17 protein-coding genes are annotated in these 14,503 nt (G+C 70.1%); 8 read left to right on the top strand and 9 right to left on the bottom strand.

The features are described from left to right. Position 1: 1 nt before the first annotated feature. Positions 2-901 carry a ChaN family lipoprotein gene (locus tag Taqua_RS03725; protein WP_144324856.1) on the bottom strand — a complete coding sequence of 300 codons (900 nt, stop codon included), beginning with the start codon at positions 899-901 and terminating at the stop codon, positions 2-4. An 83-nt stretch (positions 902-984) separates the two neighbouring features. Here Taqua_RS03725 and Taqua_RS03720 point away from each other — a divergent pair, with 83 nt between their 5' ends. After that, a complete protein-coding gene (locus Taqua_RS03720) occupies positions 985-1,500 on the top strand; it encodes a Dps family protein (RefSeq protein WP_144324853.1) in 516 nt (171 codons plus the stop codon). Positions 1,501-1,681: 181 nt separating this feature from the next. Then, positions 1,682-2,695, top strand: coding sequence for a cytochrome-c peroxidase (locus tag Taqua_RS03715; RefSeq protein ID WP_144324851.1), 1,014 nt, complete (start codon positions 1,682-1,684; stop codon positions 2,693-2,695). Positions 2,696-2,749: 54 nt separating this feature from the next. Here the strand turns inward: Taqua_RS03715 and Taqua_RS03710 are convergent, their stop codons facing one another. The 3 genes from Taqua_RS03710 to Taqua_RS03700 form a co-directional block, all read right to left on the bottom strand. Then, positions 2,750-3,040: a BTH_I0359 family protein gene (locus Taqua_RS03710; RefSeq protein WP_132962350.1), complete on the bottom strand. Its 291-nt coding sequence runs from the start codon at positions 3,038-3,040 to the stop codon at positions 2,750-2,752. 108 nt (positions 3,041-3,148) lie between these two features. Further along, positions 3,149-4,231, bottom strand: coding sequence for a DUF3108 domain-containing protein (locus tag Taqua_RS03705; RefSeq protein ID WP_185969546.1), 1,083 nt, complete (start codon positions 4,229-4,231; stop codon positions 3,149-3,151). Further along, positions 4,228-4,617: a TraR/DksA family transcriptional regulator gene (locus tag Taqua_RS03700; RefSeq protein ID WP_246094607.1), complete on the bottom strand. Its 390-nt coding sequence runs from the start codon at positions 4,615-4,617 to the stop codon at positions 4,228-4,230. Before Taqua_RS03700 ends, Taqua_RS03705 begins: the two co-directional genes overlap by 4 nt. A 158-nt stretch (positions 4,618-4,775) precedes the next feature. Between Taqua_RS03700 and Taqua_RS03695 the strand changes: the two genes are divergently transcribed. The 5 genes from Taqua_RS03695 (at position 4,776) to ftsH (ending at position 9,933) form a co-directional block, all read left to right on the top strand. Then, positions 4,776-5,417 carry a PhaM family polyhydroxyalkanoate granule multifunctional regulatory protein gene (locus Taqua_RS03695; RefSeq protein ID WP_144324845.1) on the top strand — a complete coding sequence of 214 codons (642 nt, stop codon included), beginning with the start codon at positions 4,776-4,778 and terminating at the stop codon, positions 5,415-5,417. Then, the gene (locus Taqua_RS03690; protein WP_144324843.1) at positions 5,414-6,670 is read left to right on the top strand and encodes an FIST signal transduction protein; all 1,257 of its coding nucleotides are present in this window, start codon (positions 5,414-5,416) and stop codon (positions 6,668-6,670) included. The genes Taqua_RS03695 and Taqua_RS03690 overlap by 4 nt, the downstream gene beginning before the upstream one ends. A gap of 85 nt (positions 6,671-6,755) precedes the next feature. Continuing rightward, entirely contained in the window at positions 6,756-7,721 is a 966-nt protein-coding gene (locus tag Taqua_RS03685) for a DnaJ C-terminal domain-containing protein (RefSeq protein ID WP_144324841.1), read from the top strand. Between the two features lies 1 nt (position 7,722). Next, positions 7,723-8,025, top strand: a complete 303-nt coding sequence (locus Taqua_RS03680; RefSeq protein ID WP_144324839.1) for a MerR family transcriptional regulator — start codon at positions 7,723-7,725, stop codon at positions 8,023-8,025. Between the two features lie 60 nt (positions 8,026-8,085). Beyond that, positions 8,086-9,933 (top strand): ATP-dependent zinc metalloprotease FtsH, encoded by a 1,848-nt coding sequence (ftsH, locus tag Taqua_RS03675; RefSeq protein WP_144324837.1) that lies wholly within the window; start codon positions 8,086-8,088, stop codon positions 9,931-9,933. Here the strand turns inward: ftsH and tgt are convergent. The 5 genes from tgt to queA all read right to left on the bottom strand — a co-directional run bounded on the left by tgt (position 9,930) and on the right by queA (position 13,314). Further along, a complete protein-coding gene (gene tgt, locus Taqua_RS03670; protein ID WP_144324835.1) occupies positions 9,930-11,114 on the bottom strand; it encodes a tRNA guanosine(34) transglycosylase Tgt in 1,185 nt (394 codons plus the stop codon). The two genes, ftsH and tgt, sit on opposite strands and share 4 nt — an antisense overlap. 58 nt (positions 11,115-11,172) lie before the next feature. Continuing rightward, the gene (locus tag Taqua_RS03665) at positions 11,173-11,397 is read right to left on the bottom strand and encodes a putative motility protein (RefSeq protein WP_144324833.1); all 225 of its coding nucleotides are present in this window, start codon (positions 11,395-11,397) and stop codon (positions 11,173-11,175) included. Between the two features lie 128 nt (positions 11,398-11,525). Next, positions 11,526-11,855 carry a type II toxin-antitoxin system RelE family toxin gene (locus tag Taqua_RS03660; protein ID WP_144324831.1) on the bottom strand — a complete coding sequence of 110 codons (330 nt, stop codon included), beginning with the start codon at positions 11,853-11,855 and terminating at the stop codon, positions 11,526-11,528. A 43-nt stretch (positions 11,856-11,898) separates the two neighbouring features. After that, entirely contained in the window at positions 11,899-12,117 is a 219-nt protein-coding gene (locus tag Taqua_RS03655; protein WP_246094606.1) for a type II toxin-antitoxin system Phd/YefM family antitoxin, read from the bottom strand. A 132-nt stretch (positions 12,118-12,249) separates the two neighbouring features. Then, positions 12,250-13,314: a tRNA preQ1(34) S-adenosylmethionine ribosyltransferase-isomerase QueA gene (gene queA, locus Taqua_RS03650; RefSeq protein ID WP_144324827.1), complete on the bottom strand. Its 1,065-nt coding sequence runs from the start codon at positions 13,312-13,314 to the stop codon at positions 12,250-12,252. A 125-nt stretch (positions 13,315-13,439) separates the two neighbouring features. Between queA and Taqua_RS03645 the strand changes: the two genes are divergently transcribed. Continuing rightward, positions 13,440-14,489: a GGDEF domain-containing protein gene (locus Taqua_RS03645; protein ID WP_144324825.1), complete on the top strand. Its 1,050-nt coding sequence runs from the start codon at positions 13,440-13,442 to the stop codon at positions 14,487-14,489. The last annotated feature ends 14 nt before the right edge of the window (positions 14,490-14,503 follow it).

The following is a 14,503-nucleotide window of genomic DNA, read 5'->3' as shown; positions in this document are numbered from 1 at the left end:
TTCAGCCGTGGCCGCGCAGCCCGGCGCAGTGATCGACGGCCGCGACCGCCGGCGTCAGCCACAGCGCATCGAACGCCGGGTCGGGCTTGGCGCGCGCGGCGTCGGTGGCGCGCAGCTCGATGCTGAGGCAGGCGCGCGCGGCGTCCGTGCCGGCGCGGCGCGCCAGGTGGTGCGGCACGCCGCGGTCGCGCCGGGCGTGCTGCGCGCCGGTCACCAGCAGCACCGTGCGGCCCGGGCTGCGCCGCTCCAGCAGCGTGGCGGCCATCGCGTCGTCGCGCGCCAGCTGGATGCGCGCCATCGCCGGCAGCTGCGCGGCCGGCAGCAGGCCGCAGTGGCCTTCGTCCAGCGCGCGGTGCAGCGCGGCGCGCTGGTGCGCATCCGGCAGCGTGTCGTCCCAGGCGGTGTCGCGCATCACCTCGCCGTGCTGGTGCCGCGGCAGGTTGCCGCCGGCCACCGGCACGCCGGCGCGCACCGCCGCCATCACCACCGGGCCGTAGCGCCGCCACGGCCAGCCGGCGTCGTGCCAAGCCAGCGCCGCGCGCACCGCGGCCTCGTCGGCGTCGGGGGCCAGCGCCGCGGTGTCGCGGCCGCGCTCGGCCATTTCCAGCACCAGCGCGGCCAGCCGCCCATGCCGCGCCAGCGCCTGCACCGCGGCGGCCTCCAGCCACTGGTGGGCGTCGGCGTCATGCTGCTCGCCCAGCAGCAGCCAGTCGGCCGCGCCCGGCAGCGCCGCCAGCCGCGCGCGCACCCAGGCCAGCCGCGCCTGCTCGTCGCTCACCACGGCGCGCGCGTCGTCGCCCGCCGCCGTGCGGGCGCGCGCACCCGCCCACGGGGCCAGCGCCGCCAGCGTGGCGACGGCCCCGTGCCGCAGCCAGCGCCGGCGTGCCGGGTCGGTCGTCATGCGCCCATTATCGGCGCGGTGCCGCTATGATGGGGTGTGACACCGATTTCGTACCCCCAACCCTGTCGAGGAGCTTGACGACCATGGCCAAGAAGAACACCACCAAGACCGCCAGCCGCGCCGCCACCCCGGTGGACATCGGCATCGCGCCGGCGCAGCGCGCCGCCATCGCGCAGGGGCTGGAGCGGCTGCTGGCCGACACCTTCACGCTGTACCTGACGACGCACAACTTCCACTGGAACGTCACCGGGCCGATGTTCAACAGCCTGCACGACATGTTCATGCAGCAATACACCGAGCTGTGGAACGCCATCGACCCGATCGCCGAGCGCATCCGCGCGCTCGGGCATGTGGCGCCGGCCTCGTACGCGCAGTACGCGCGCCTGAGCTCGCTGCCGGACGCGCCGGCCGAGCCGCCGAAGGCGATGGAGATGGTGCGCATCCTGGCGCTGGGCCACGAGGCGGTGGCGCGCACCGCGCGCGGCCTGTTCCCGCTGGTGGACGAGGCGCACGACGAGCCGACCGCCGACCTGCTGACGCAGCGCCTGTCGGTGCACGAGCAGACGGCGTGGATGCTGCGCAGCCTGCTGGAGGAGTGAGCGGGCGGGACGCGGGCGCACCCGATAGATGCGGGCAATGATTGCGATTGTCGAGTTCTATCCAGTTCGGGTGACTTTTTGATCGAGGTCAATCGCACCTGAAAACCACGAGTCCAAAATGGTTTTTGCCATTGCCGGATGGGCACCGACTGGCAATCCGCAGACCAAGAAAGGACTCATCATGAACTCCCGCAAACGTCGTCTCGCCCGCGTGACCCTGGTGGCCGGCGCGGTGGCCGCTGCCGCGCTGGCCGTGGTGGCGCAAGAGCGTTCATTCGACCAACTCTATGCCCCGATCCAACCGCCCAAGTCGGTCGACCTCGGCAAGGTCGAGCTGGGCAAGAAGCTGTTCTTCGACCCGCGCCTGTCTCAGTCGGGCTTCATCTCGTGCAACTCGTGCCACAACCTGAGCATGGGCGGCTCGGACAACCTGAGCACCTCCATCGGGCACAAGTGGCAAAAAGGGCCGATCAACGCGCCGACGGTGCTGAACTCGGCGCTGAACCTGGCGCAGTTCTGGGACGGTCGCGCCGCTGATCTGAAGGAGCAGGCCGGCGGGCCGATCGCCAACCCCGGCGAGATGGCGTTCCAGCACACGCTGGCGGTGGACGTGCTGCAGTCGATCCCGGCGTACGCGCGCGAGTTCAAGCTGATCTACGGCAAGGACAAGATCGACATCGACATGGTGACCGACGCCATCGCCGAGTTCGAGAAAACGCTGGTGACGCCCAACTCGCGCTTCGATCAGTACCTGCTGGGCAAGAAGGACGCGCTGACCAAGGACGAGCTGGCCGGCTACAAGCTGTTCAACGAGAGCGGCTGCGTGGCCTGCCACAACGGCCCGAACCTGGGCGGCAACTCGTTCCAGAAAATGGGCATCGTCGAGCCGTACAAGGGCGCCGGCGACGGCCGCGCCGCCGTCACCGGCAAGGACGCCGACCGCTTCAGCTACAAGGTGCCGACGCTGCGCAACGTCGAGCTGACCTACCCGTACTTCCACGACGGCGCGGCCTGGACGCTGGCCGAGGCGGTGGACATCATGGGCCGGCTGCAGCTCGGCCGCAAGTTCACCGAGCAGGAAAACGCGCAGATCGTCGCTTTCCTGAAGACGCTGACGGGCGAGCAGCCGGTGCTCCGCCTGCCGATCCTGCCGCCGTCCAACGAGAAGACACTGCGGCCGCGGCCGTTCGACTGAGCGTCCACACGCTGCTGGCCCCCCGCCTGGTCCGCGCCGACCAGGCGGGCAGCGTCAGTGCACCACCACCGGGGTTTGCGCCAGTGTCGCGTAGCGCTCCAGCGCTTCTTCGACCTCTTCCTGGGTCGGGTGCTCGCGCTGCCAGGCTTCGATCTGGCGCTGGAACAGCTCGGCCCACGAGCCGTCCAGGTACACCTCCTTGCCGGAGCGCTTGTCCACGATTTCGAAACCGTGGCGCGGCAGCACCGGCCCGGTGGATTCGCCGCTGGCAGCGCTGGCCACCTCCTGCGCGTTGGCCAGGATGTGGACCACCGCAAAGCTGTCGGAGTTGTAGAGCATCTGCATGGCGTAACTGTCCTCGAAAAAGGGATGACCCTGCAAGCGTCCGTCCTAACACCGGGGCCGCGCTGGGTCTGGGGATTCGACCCGGATATCAGGGCGCGAGCCGGCTTTTCAAGGGGACGCGGTTTGCAGTCGACCGCTTTGTAGACTTTGATCGATGCGTTGACCGTCGGTTTCCTGCAGCAGCACACGCACCGGCAGCACGCCCCACGCCGGGGCGTACCACAAGGTCACACCGAGGGCGCGACCGCCGTCGACCACACGCTGCACGCGCACGGCGCGCAGCGTGCCCACCGGCAGCTCCAGCGCCTCGTGCTCCCCTGCCACAAAGGTCCAGGTTTGCACCTCACCCAGGCCGACCACCGGCACCACCAACCGCGCGCCGGGTGGCGGTTGCAGCAGCGTCACCCACGCCCCCAGTTGCATGAACATGCTCAAGCGGTCTTGGGCCCCGCTGGGCAGCGGGGACAGGGTGCGGCCGTCCTCGCGCTGCGCTTGGCCGGGCTCGTGCGGCGAGGCCCAGGTCAGCCGCAGGGTGCGCGTGCGTTTGCCTTGGTCGGCGTACTCGGCAGGGCGCAGGCCCGCCGGTGTGATGTCTCCCGCGCTGCGCTGGCTGCGCTGCGCCCACAGCGCGCCCAAGGTGAGCGTCGCGCTGTAGTGGGGGCCTTCGGCTTGCCACTGCAACGTGGCGCGGGCGCCGAGGCCCAGGCCGCGCATTTCCGCACGAACGTCGTAGTGCAGCTCCGCGCTGCGCGGCCAAACGTCGGGGGGGATGGCCCAAGGCGTCGGGGGGCGGACCTCCGCCGTGGCCGGTGCGGCGCTGGCTGGCCCGTCGTTGGAGGGTGGCGCAGCGCTGGCCGTGACGGTCGGCTCAGGCAGGGCGGCCACCGCCTCGGCCGCCACCGGTGGCTCGGTGGGGCTGGCCGCGTCCGGCGCTGGCGGCTCGGGCGGCTCCATCGTCGGGTCGTTCGACGTGGCTGCCGCAGGCGGTGCGGCGCTCGCAGGCGTCGCTGGGGCGTGCGCAGCGCCCGTCCCCCGGGCGCGGGCGGGGGCTTGGGTGGGTGTGGCGTTGGCGGTCGCTGGCACCGTCCAGGCCGCCAGCACGCCGGCGTCCGTCGGCCGAGGCGGCGCGGGTTGCAGCGCCCACCCCCCCAGCACCACGGCGTGGGCGGCCAGCACCGCCAGCGCCGTCACAGCGACGGTGCGACGATGGGATGCTCGCGTTCGTAGCGTTGTTGGCATGCCAGGCAGCGCAGCGTCGTGGGGGCAGCGTGCAGCCGTGCGGCAGGGATTTCGGCACCGCAGTCCACGCACAACCCGAAGGTGCCGTCGGCGATGCGCTGCAGCGCGGCGTCGATGTCGCGCAGCGCCGCGGTTTCGCGCTCGTCCAGCGCCTGCTCGAGGTCGCGCTCGCTGTCGAACTGGTTCCAGTCGCCGCTTTGCACCTCGTGCGGGTCGGGGGCGGCCTGGGCGCGCCCCACCTTGCCACCGCGGCGCTGGCGCAGGTGGGCGATGAGGTCGGCGCGCATCTGTTGCAGTTGCTGGGCGAACGTGTCCGAAATGGCTTGGGTCATGGTCATGGGCTCCTGGGCCGCCCGTTGCGGGCGCATGGTTGGCATTGTGCGGGCAAAGCGTATCCCCGCCAAGACCAAGGCGGTGCCTGCACGGGCGACGCTTGATCCGTGTCAAGCCAACTGTGGCATGCTACGGATGTCACACCAACCCCAGGAGGCTGGCCATGAACCAACCCGACCCCGGCGCGTGGGCCCAGGCCTGGGCGCCGTTTGCGCGCCTGTTTCCCGGCATGCCGGAGTCGCCCGCAGCGGCCCCGGTCCAAGCGGCCGACGCTGGCACGCCTGCGCCGCCTTGGGCCGGGTGGGTGGCGCCGGTGCTGGACGTGGATGAACTGGACCGACGCATCCGCGACCTGCAGGCCGTGCACTTTTGGTTGGAACAAAACGCCCGCGCGCTGCAGGCCACGATTCAGGCGTTGCAAGTGCAGCGCATGACGTTGGCGGCGCTGCGCTCGATGAACGTCGGCTTGCAGACGATGGCGCAGGCCAACGCCGCCGCGGCGCAGGGGGCATCGCCCTCGGCGCCATCCGCCCAGCCCCCCGGCGTGGCGCCAACGTCCGCTGGCAGCGCCGCGGCCGACGCGCAACAGGCCAGCGGCACGGCACCGGGCTTCGACCCGGTGAGCTGGTGGCGAGCGTTGAGCGAGCAGTTTCAGACCATCGCCCAGCAAACCATGGCCGACGCGGCGCGCGGCGTGGCAACGTCTGCGCCAAACCCGGCCCCGAACGCTCAAGGGGCGCCGCCTGCCGCCCCAGCCGCGGCGCGTCGCGCGGGACGTCGCACACCGCCCCCCCAGCGTCCATGAAACGGTTTGTACACGCCCACGCCACCCACCCGCAGTGGTCGGTGGCCACCGCGCAGGTGGTGGCGCAGTTGCGTGCGCAGATGGCGGCCCACCCCGACCGGCGCTGGCCGCTGGGTCTGCTGTACCTGACCGACCACTACGCCGACCACGCGCGCGAGCTGCTGGCCAGCTTGAGCGCCGAGCTGCCCCAGGTGACCGACTGGGCCGGGGCGGTGGCCCTGGGCATTGCCGCCCAAGGGGTGGAATACATCGACGAGCCCGCGCTCAGCGTCATGCTGTGCGACCTGGAGCCGACGCGCTACCGTGTGTTCCATGGGCTGGCGCCGTTGCCGGCGGCGCGCGGGCCGGATGGCTTCGTGCCGCAAACGGCGCTGGTGCACGCCGATCCGGCCACGCCGGAGCTGCCGGAGTTGGTGCGTGAGTTGGCCGAGCGAACCGTGGGGCATTTTGTATTCGGCGGGCTGGTGGCCAGCCGTGCCGGCGCGGTGCAGATCGCGCGCAGCAGCCGCGTGGGGCTGGCCGGGCACGGCCAAGCCGCCGCCGAGGGTGTGTGGGAGGGCGGCTTGAGCGGCGTGGCCTGGGCGCCCGACGTCGGCATCGTGGCCCGGGTGACCCAGGGTGTGCGGGCGATCACGCCGCTGCGGCGCGTGACCGCTGTGCACGGCCACCGGGTCGAGGCGCTGGATGGCGAGCCGGCGCTGGACGTGGTGCTGCGCGACCTGGGGTTGCCGGCGCACGACCTGGGGGCGATCGTGGCGCGGTTGCGTGGCACGCTGGTGGGTTGGGTGGCCCCCGCGGCCGCGCGCACCCCCGCCCCGCCGGTGCCCGGGCGGGTGCCGCTGCGCTTGGGGGAGGACGTATTGGTGCGGCATCTGGTGGGCATCGACCCGGCGCAGCGTGCCCTGGTGGTGGCCGATGAGCTGCCGCCCGGTGCGGGCTGGATGCTGTGCGAGCGCCACGTGCACGCGGCGCGGGCGGACCTGCTGCGCATCGGCGCCGAGGTCCGCGAAACGTTGGCTGGCGAGTCCGACGCCGACCCGTTGCAGCGCGTGGCCGGCGCGGTGTACGTCAGTTGCAACGGGCGCGGTGGCCCGCACTTTGGCGGTGCCAACGCCGAGCTGCAACTGCTGCGCCAGGCGCTGGGTGACGTGCCGTTGGTGGGCTTTTTTGCCGCCGGCGAGATCGCGCACCACCGGCTGTACGGCTACACTGGCGTGCTGACGGTGTTTGTGGCCGACGCCGACGAGCGCTGACGACGCAGGGCGTGCTGGGGTTGAAACGGCGCGGTGTCACCCCACTTGACGTTGCAGTGCATCCCCGACGCACAAAGGAGCTGAGGTGGAGTTCAAAGACTATTACGCGGTGCTGGGCGTGGCGCGCGACGCCAGCGCCGACGACATCAAGCGGGCTTACCGCAAGCTGGCGCGCAAGTACCATCCGGACGTCAGCAAGGAGCCGGACGCGGCGCAGCGCATGAGCGAGGTCAACGAGGCCTACACCGTGCTGTCCGACCCGGGCAAGCGCGCCGCCTACGATCGCCTGGCGCAGGGGCGTCGCGCCGGGCAGACCTTCACCCCGCCGCCGGACTGGGATGCTGGCTTCGAGTTTCACGGCGCGCCCGAAGGCATGGACGCGGCCGAGTTCAGCGACTTTTTCAGTGAACTGTTCGGTCGCATGGCCAGCGCGCGCGCCGCTGGGCGGCATGCCGCGCGCGGGCGCGGCCTGCGCGGCGAGGACCACCACGCCAAGGTGGTGTTGGATCTGGAGCAGGCTTGGCGTGGCGGTACGCACACGCTGACGCTGCAGGCGCCCGAGTTGGACGAGCGCGGCCACGTCGTGCTGCGGCACCGCACGCTGCAAGTCACCATCCCTGCTGGCGTGCGGCCGGGGCAACTGATCCGTCTGGCCGGCCAGGGTGGCCCGGGCGAGCCGCCGGGCGACCTGTACCTGGAGGTGGCCATCCGCCCGCACCCGCGCTACCGGCTGGACGGCAAAACGCTCATCACCGAGCTGCCGCTGGCCCCGTGGGAAGCGGCGCTGGGCGCGGTGGTGCCGGTCACGCTGCCCGATGGCAGCTCGCTCAAGGTGCGCGTGCCCGCAGGCAGCCAATCGGGGCAGACGCTGACCGTGCGTGGCAAGGGGCTGCCGGCGCGCGAGCCCGGCGACCTGGAGCTGCAGCTGCGCGTCATCCTGCCCAGCGCGTACGACCCGCGGGCGCGCGCGCTGTACGAACAAATGGCCGCCGAGCTGACCGACTTCGACGCCCGCCGCGTGGCGGCGGCCGAAGCCGAAAGGAGCCAGTGAGATGGAAGTCAACGTCATTCGCGTGGAGGTGCTCAGCGAGGTCACCGACGCCGAAGCCCTGTGCCGCGCAACGGGCGTGTCGGCGGCGTGGTGGCAGGCGGCGGCCCAAGCAGGGCTGGTGCCGGCCATGGGCACTGGCGAGCCGCTGGATGCCGCGGCGCTGCAGCGGGTGCGCCGCTGGGCGTGGCTGCAACGCCACTTCGACGCCGACCCCGAGTTGGCGGCGCTGGTGGTGCAACTCGAAGGCGAGATCGAGCGCCTGCGCGCGCGGCTGCGCCGCCTGGGCGCCGCGCTGGACACCTGACCCCCACCGGCCCGGATCTGCCGCGGCGCAGCCGGGTCTGCCGTAGGAGCCGTTACGACAATGAAACCCGACCCGAAAACCTCGTGGAACGTTGGCTACTGGCTGCTGGCGCTGATGCTGCTGCTGTGGATGCAAAACCTGTGGCAGACCGCCCGCACCGTCGAGCCGGTGCCCTACAGCGCCTTCGAGCAGGCGCTGGCCGAGGGCAAGGTGGCCGAGGTCATCGTCGGCGAGACCACCATCACCGGCCGCCTCAAGTCCCCGGAGCCGGGCGGCAAAAGCGTCATCGTGGCCAACCGCGTCGAGCCGCAGCTGGCCGAGCGGCTCAGCCGCTACGACGTGCCCTACACCCGCGTGGTGGAAAACACCTGGCTGCGCGACATCCTGTCGTGGGTGGTGCCGGCGCTGGTGTTTTTTGCGCTGTGGTTTTTTGTCGTGCGCAAGGTGCTGGAGCGCCAGGGCGTCGGCGGCTTCATGAACATTGGCAAGAGCCGCGCCAAGGTCTATGTGGAAAACGACACCGGCGTGACCTTTGCCGACGTCGCCGGTGTGGACGAAGCCAAGGCTGAATTGCAGGAAATCGTGGCCTTCCTCAAAGACCCGCAGGGCTACGGCCGGCTCGGGGCGCGCGCGCCCAAGGGCGTACTGCTGGTGGGGCCGCCCGGCACCGGCAAGACGTTGCTGGCCAAGGCCGTGGCCGGCGAGGCGGGTGTGCCGTTTTTCAGCATCAGCGGCAGCGAATTCGTCGAAATGTTCGTCGGTGTGGGCGCGGCGCGCGTGCGCGACCTGTTCGAGCAGGCGCGCGCCAAGGCGCCGGCCATCATCTTCATCGACGAGCTCGACGCGCTGGGCCGTGCGCGTGGTGCGGCTGGGCCCATCGGTGGCCACGACGAGCGCGAGCAAACCCTCAACCAGTTGCTGGTGGAGCTCGACGGCTTTGACAGCGGCACGGGGTTGGTGCTGCTGGCCGCGACCAACCGGCCCGAGATCCTGGACCCCGCGCTGCTGCGCGCCGGCCGCTTCGACCGCCAGGTGCTGGTGGACCGCCCGGACAAGGCCGGTCGCGTGCAAATCCTGCGCGTGCACGCGCGCAAAATCAAGCTGGCCCCGGATGTGGATCTGGAGCAGATTGCGGCGCTGACGCCCGGGTTTTCGGGCGCGGACCTGGCCAACTTGTGCAACGAAGCGGCGCTGGCGGCCACCCGCCGCGGCGCCGACGCGGTGACGCTGGCCGACTTCACTGTCGCCATTGAGCGCATCGTCGCGGGGCTGGAAAAGAAAAACCGCCTGCTCAACCCGCGCGAGCGCGAAATCGTCGCGTACCACGAAATGGGCCACGCGTTGGTGGCGCTGGCGCTGCCCGGCACCGACCCGGTGCACAAGGTTTCCATCATCCCGCGTGGCATCGGGGCCTTGGGCTACACCATCCAGCGTCCCACCGAGGATCGCTACCTGATGACGCGCGAGGAGTTGCAGCGCAAAATCATGGTGTTGCTGGGCGGGCGCGCCGCCGAAAAACTCGTCTTCGGTCACCTGTCCACCGGCGCGGCCGATGACATCGCCAAGGTCACCGACATCGCGCGCGATATGGTCACGCGCTACGGCATGGAGGAGTCGCTGGGCTACATCGCCTATGAAGCGCAACGCACGCCGTTCCTCGATGTGCCGGGCCTGAGCAGCGGCGGCTGCCCGCGCAGCCCCGAGACGCAGGCGCGCATCGACGAGGCGGTGCGGCGCATCGTCATGGAGGCCTTTGAGCAGGCCACGGCAATCTTGCAGCGCCACCGCGACGTACTGGAGCGCTGCGCGCGCGAGCTGCTGGCGCGCGAAACGCTGGACGAAGCGGCGCTGGCGCAACTGACCGCCGACGTGCGCGCGCAAGCCACCGCGCCGGCCAGCGGCCACTAAACGCCTTGGCTGCGTTCGGCGGCAAAGCGTTGACGAAACTCGCCGAAGCGGCCCGCCTCCAGGGCGGCGCGGACGTCGCGCATCAGGTTCAGGTAGTAGTGCAGGTTGTGGATCGTGGCCAACATCGGCCCCAGCATCTCGCCGCAGCGGTCCAGGTGGTGCAGGTACGCGCGTGAAAAACCCTCGCGCCCCCCGGCTTCCCACGGCACGCCGCTGGAGCCGGCGCAGGCGTAGCAGGTGCAGCTGGGGTCGATCGGCCGCGGGTCGGTCTTGTGGCGTGCGTTGCGGATCTTCAGGTCGCCGTAGCGCGTGAAGTACGTGCCGTTGCGGGCGTTGCGCGTCGGCATCACGCAGTCGAACATGTCGACGCCACAGGCCACGCCTTCCACCAGATCCTCTGGGGTGCCCACGCCCATCAAGTAGCGTGGCTTGTGCGCCGGCAGGCGGTGCGGCGTGTGCGCCATGATGCGGCGCATCTCCTCTTTGGGCTCGCCCACGCTCACGCCACCGATGGCGTAGCCAGGGAAGTCCATCTCCACCAGCGCTTCCAGCGACGCTTGCCGCAGGTGTTCGAACATGCCGCCCTGCACGATGCCAAACAGCGCGTTGGGGTTGCCCAGCCGTTCGAACTCGGCCTTGCAGCGGCGCGCCCAGCGCAGGCTAAGCTCCATGCTGGCGCACGCCTCGGCCTCGGTGGTGACGTGGCCGCTGGCCTTGTCCCCCTGCCAGTACGGCGTGCATTCGTCCAATTGCATGACGATGTCGCTGCCCAGCACGGTCTGGATTTGGATGCTGACCTCGGGCGACATGAACAGTTTGTCGCCATTGACGGGCGACGCGAAGTGCACCCCTTCTTCGGTGATTTTGCGCATCGCCCCCAGCGACCAGACCTGGAAGCCGCCCGAGTCCGTCAGGATCGGTTTGTGCCACTGCTCGAAGGCGTGCAAGCCGCCGAAAGCCCGTATCACGTCCAGCCCAGGCCGCATCCACAGATGGAAGGTGTTGCCCAGGATGATTTGCGCGCCCATCTCGTGCAGGCTGCGCGGTGTGACACCTTTGACCGTGCCGTAGGTGCCAACGGGCATGAAGATGGGGGTCTCGACCACGCCGTGGTTGAGCGTCAGCCGCCCGCGCCGGGCGTGGCTGGTGGGGTCGGTGGCCAGGACGTCGAAGCGCAACATCCCCGCATTGTCCCCGATCACCGGGACACGCGGGTGGCCGGCAGCGACGGCCCTGCGCTCAGACCATCACGTTGAGGCGGGTGCCCAACGGGCCTTGGGTGGCCAGTGGCTGCTCGCCGGTGGGGCCGGCCGGGGGCTGGGGCAGCGCCTGCAACAACGCCAAGGCCCCCTGCTGCTGCACCTGCAGGGCTTTGCGCAGCGCCAGCACCTGCGCCGCCCCCGGCGTGTCGGACACGGCCGTGGCTGCCTGCGAGACAAACGAGGGGGTGGAGGCGATGTTCATCACGGCCCCTATCGTAGTGCGTTGCGCCAGGGCACGCAAGGTGTTTGTATGCGTCCAGTACTTTGGGTGCGTCGGGCGGCGTTGGGCGAGGGGCACCCGCGGCGTCGGCTGGCCGCGGCCATCGGCACCTAGCCGCCGGACCCCTTGGTGGGTTGGATGCGCAAGGCCTCTGCAAGCTCTTGCACGATGGCAGAAAACCGCGAAACAGCAGACTTGTAGACCACCGCATCCTCGCGCTTGTCCACCGCGAGCACAACAACCAGCAGGTGGTCGTCCTCGACCGAATACACCAGACGCACACCTTGCTTGCGCAACTTGATCTTGTAGCAGCCCGCCAATGCTCCAGTCAGCTCTGCTCCCGGGACGTGAGGGTTGTCCAGGCGCTTCTCGAGCAGCTTCTTGAGGTTCGCCTTGACCGAGCCGTCCAGGCTGCGCCATTCATCGAGCGCCTCCGGCATGAAGCGAAGCTTGTAGCGGTGCGTGCGCTTTGGCTGCAAACCGTCAGAGTTCGTCAATGTCCACCTCGACGGCCTTGGACTTCTCGGCCAGACGGCTCGCGGCTTTTCGGTACAGCTCACGGTCAGCGAGCTCTTCCATCATTGCCTCGAACAAACGCGGCTCCACCATGTAAAACGCCGTGCGGTTGTGGCTGAGCACCGCCACCGGCCGGTGCTTGGCCTGCCGCAGGACGGCAGCCGGGTTCTTCTTGAACTCGGACATGCTTACAGCGATATCTGCAAGGATCGGCTCCATCAGCGACTCCCATGTTCGACATCAATATGGCTACGAAACGTAGGGCCGTCAACCCCGTGTATTTGCCGTGCCCTGTGGGGATTCGGGGTGGAGCGGCGTCTAACCGCCCTCGCGCCGCAGCAGCATCGCGTCGCCGTAGCTGAAAAAACGGTAGCGCTGCTGCACGGCGTGGCGGTACAGCGCCATGATGCGCTCGTAGCCCGCGAAGGCGCTGACCAGCATCATCAGCGTGCTGCGCGGCAGGTGGAAGTTGGTGATCAGCCCATCCACCACGCGGAAGCTGAACCCAGGGGTGATGAAAATGTCGGTGTCGCCCTCGGTCTGGCCGGTGGCGGCCCAGCTTTCCAGCGTGCGCACGGTGGTGGTGCCGACGGCCACGATGCGCCCGCCCTGGCGGCGGGTCTGTTCCAGCGCGGCCAGTGTTTCGGGGGGGATGCGGTACCACTCGCTGTGCATGCGGTGTTGGGCGATGTCGTCGACCTTGACCGGCTGGAAGGTGCCGGCGCCGACATGCAGGGTGACAGCAGCCCGGCGCACCCCGCGCGCGTCCAGTGCGGCCAACACCGCCTCGTCAAAATGCAGCGCGGCGGTGGGCGCGGCCACCGCGCCGGGGTGCTTGGCGAACACCGTCTGGTAGCGCTGCTCGTCGTCGGCGCTGTCCGGGTGCTGGATGTACGGCGGCAGCGGCACGTGGCCGTAGCGCTGCATCAGCGTGTACGGGTCGCCAGAAAAACGCAGCCGAAACAGCGGCCCATCCGCCTCGGGCCAGCGCCCCAGCAGCGTGGCGGTGAACGCGGGCGTGCCGTGGGCGTCGGGCGCCATGCGCAGCTCAGTGCCGACGGCGGGTTTTTTGCTGACTTTCATGTGCGCCACGACCTCGCCGTCGGGCAGCACGCGCTCGACCAGCACCTCCAGCCTGCCACCGGTGGGTTTGACGCCGAACAGGCGAGCCTTGATGACCTGGGTGTCGTTGAACACCATCAAGTCCCCGGGCTGCAGCAGCTCGGGCAACTGCCGGAAAATAAGGTCGATTGGTGGCCAGCGCCGACCATCGAGCAGCCGTGACGCGCTGCGCTCGGGCGCGGGGTGCTGGGCGATCAGCTCAGGTGGCAGCTCAAAATCGAAATCGGTGGTGCGCCACGTATGGGGGGTTGAAATGCTCATGGGACTTGAGGACCGGACGGATCCGTACCAAGGGAAAACGCGAAGGCGCCATTGTCGCCCAGCGCGGGTCAATCGGGCTACCATCACAACAAACGAACGTTCGTGCCGGCCGAGGAGACCGTCCCATGCCACCTTTTGATGACAGGCGTGCACCGCCGTCGGCGCTGCCCACTGGGGGTGTGCACACGCTGTGGCAGCGCGTGCGCGGCGACTACACGCTGGGCGTATTGGTGTTGGGCGTCGTCGTCGCGGTGGTGTGGCTGCTGCCGTTTGCGCTGTACCGCGCCTGGCAGGGCAACTGGCTGGCGATGGCCAACGACCTGGTGCTGTCCGCGCTGCTCAGCGGCGCGGCGGGGTACGCCTGGCGCAGCGGCGACACCCGGCGGGCGGGGTGGGTGGTGGGGCTGGCCATCGTGGGCGGCATCTGGGCCATCGGGTGGGCGGCGCGGTTTGCGGCCCTGTTTTGGATCTACCCCGGCGTGCTGATGCTGTTTTTTCTGGTGCCGCCGGCGGCGGCCATCGTGCTGGGCCTGGCCGCCATCGCCGGGGCGGCGGCGCTCTCGTGGGGAGAGCTGGGTGGCCACGAGGGGCTGCTGTTTTTTATCTTCACCGCCTCGCTGACGGCGTTGCTGGGCTACGTGGTGGCCCAGCAAGCGCAGCAGCACATTCGCGGCTGGCGCACGTTGAGTCTGCTCGACGCCCTCACGGGGGTGGGCAACCGCCGGCTGCTGGAGCTGGAGCTGGCGCAGGCGGGCGGGGCCTTGGGCACACTCGTGGTGGTGGACCTGGACCACTTCAAGGCCATCAACGACCGCCTGGGCCACGATGAGGGCGACGCCGTGCTGCGCCGTTTTGCCGATGTAACGCGCGGCGTGCTGCGCAAAAGTGATCGTCTGTACCGGCTGGGGGGCGAGGAATTCGTGCTGTGGTTGCCGCAGGGCGAGCCGCAGGCGGTGCAAGCGTTGCTGCAACGCCTGCGCGCCCGGGTGGCCGAGGACGTGCAGGCGGACCAGCAGCCGGTGACGTTTTCGGCCGGGGTCGCGGTGCATGCCGTCGGCGAGCCGTGGCAGGCTTGTCTGGCGCGCGCCGACGCCGCGCTGTACGATGCTAAACGCACTGGGCGCGACCGTGCGGCGTGGGCACCGCCTGGCCCCGCGATGGTGGCGCGCAGCTAAAGGCGGCGCGGCGC

Origin of the sequence: Tepidimonas aquatica (genome assembly GCF_007556585.1) — a bacterium.
GTDB lineage: Bacteria > Pseudomonadota > Gammaproteobacteria > Burkholderiales > Burkholderiaceae_C > Tepidimonas > Tepidimonas aquatica.
Note: the sequence above shows the minus strand (reverse complement) of the source record. Positions and strands in the feature narration are given on the sequence as shown.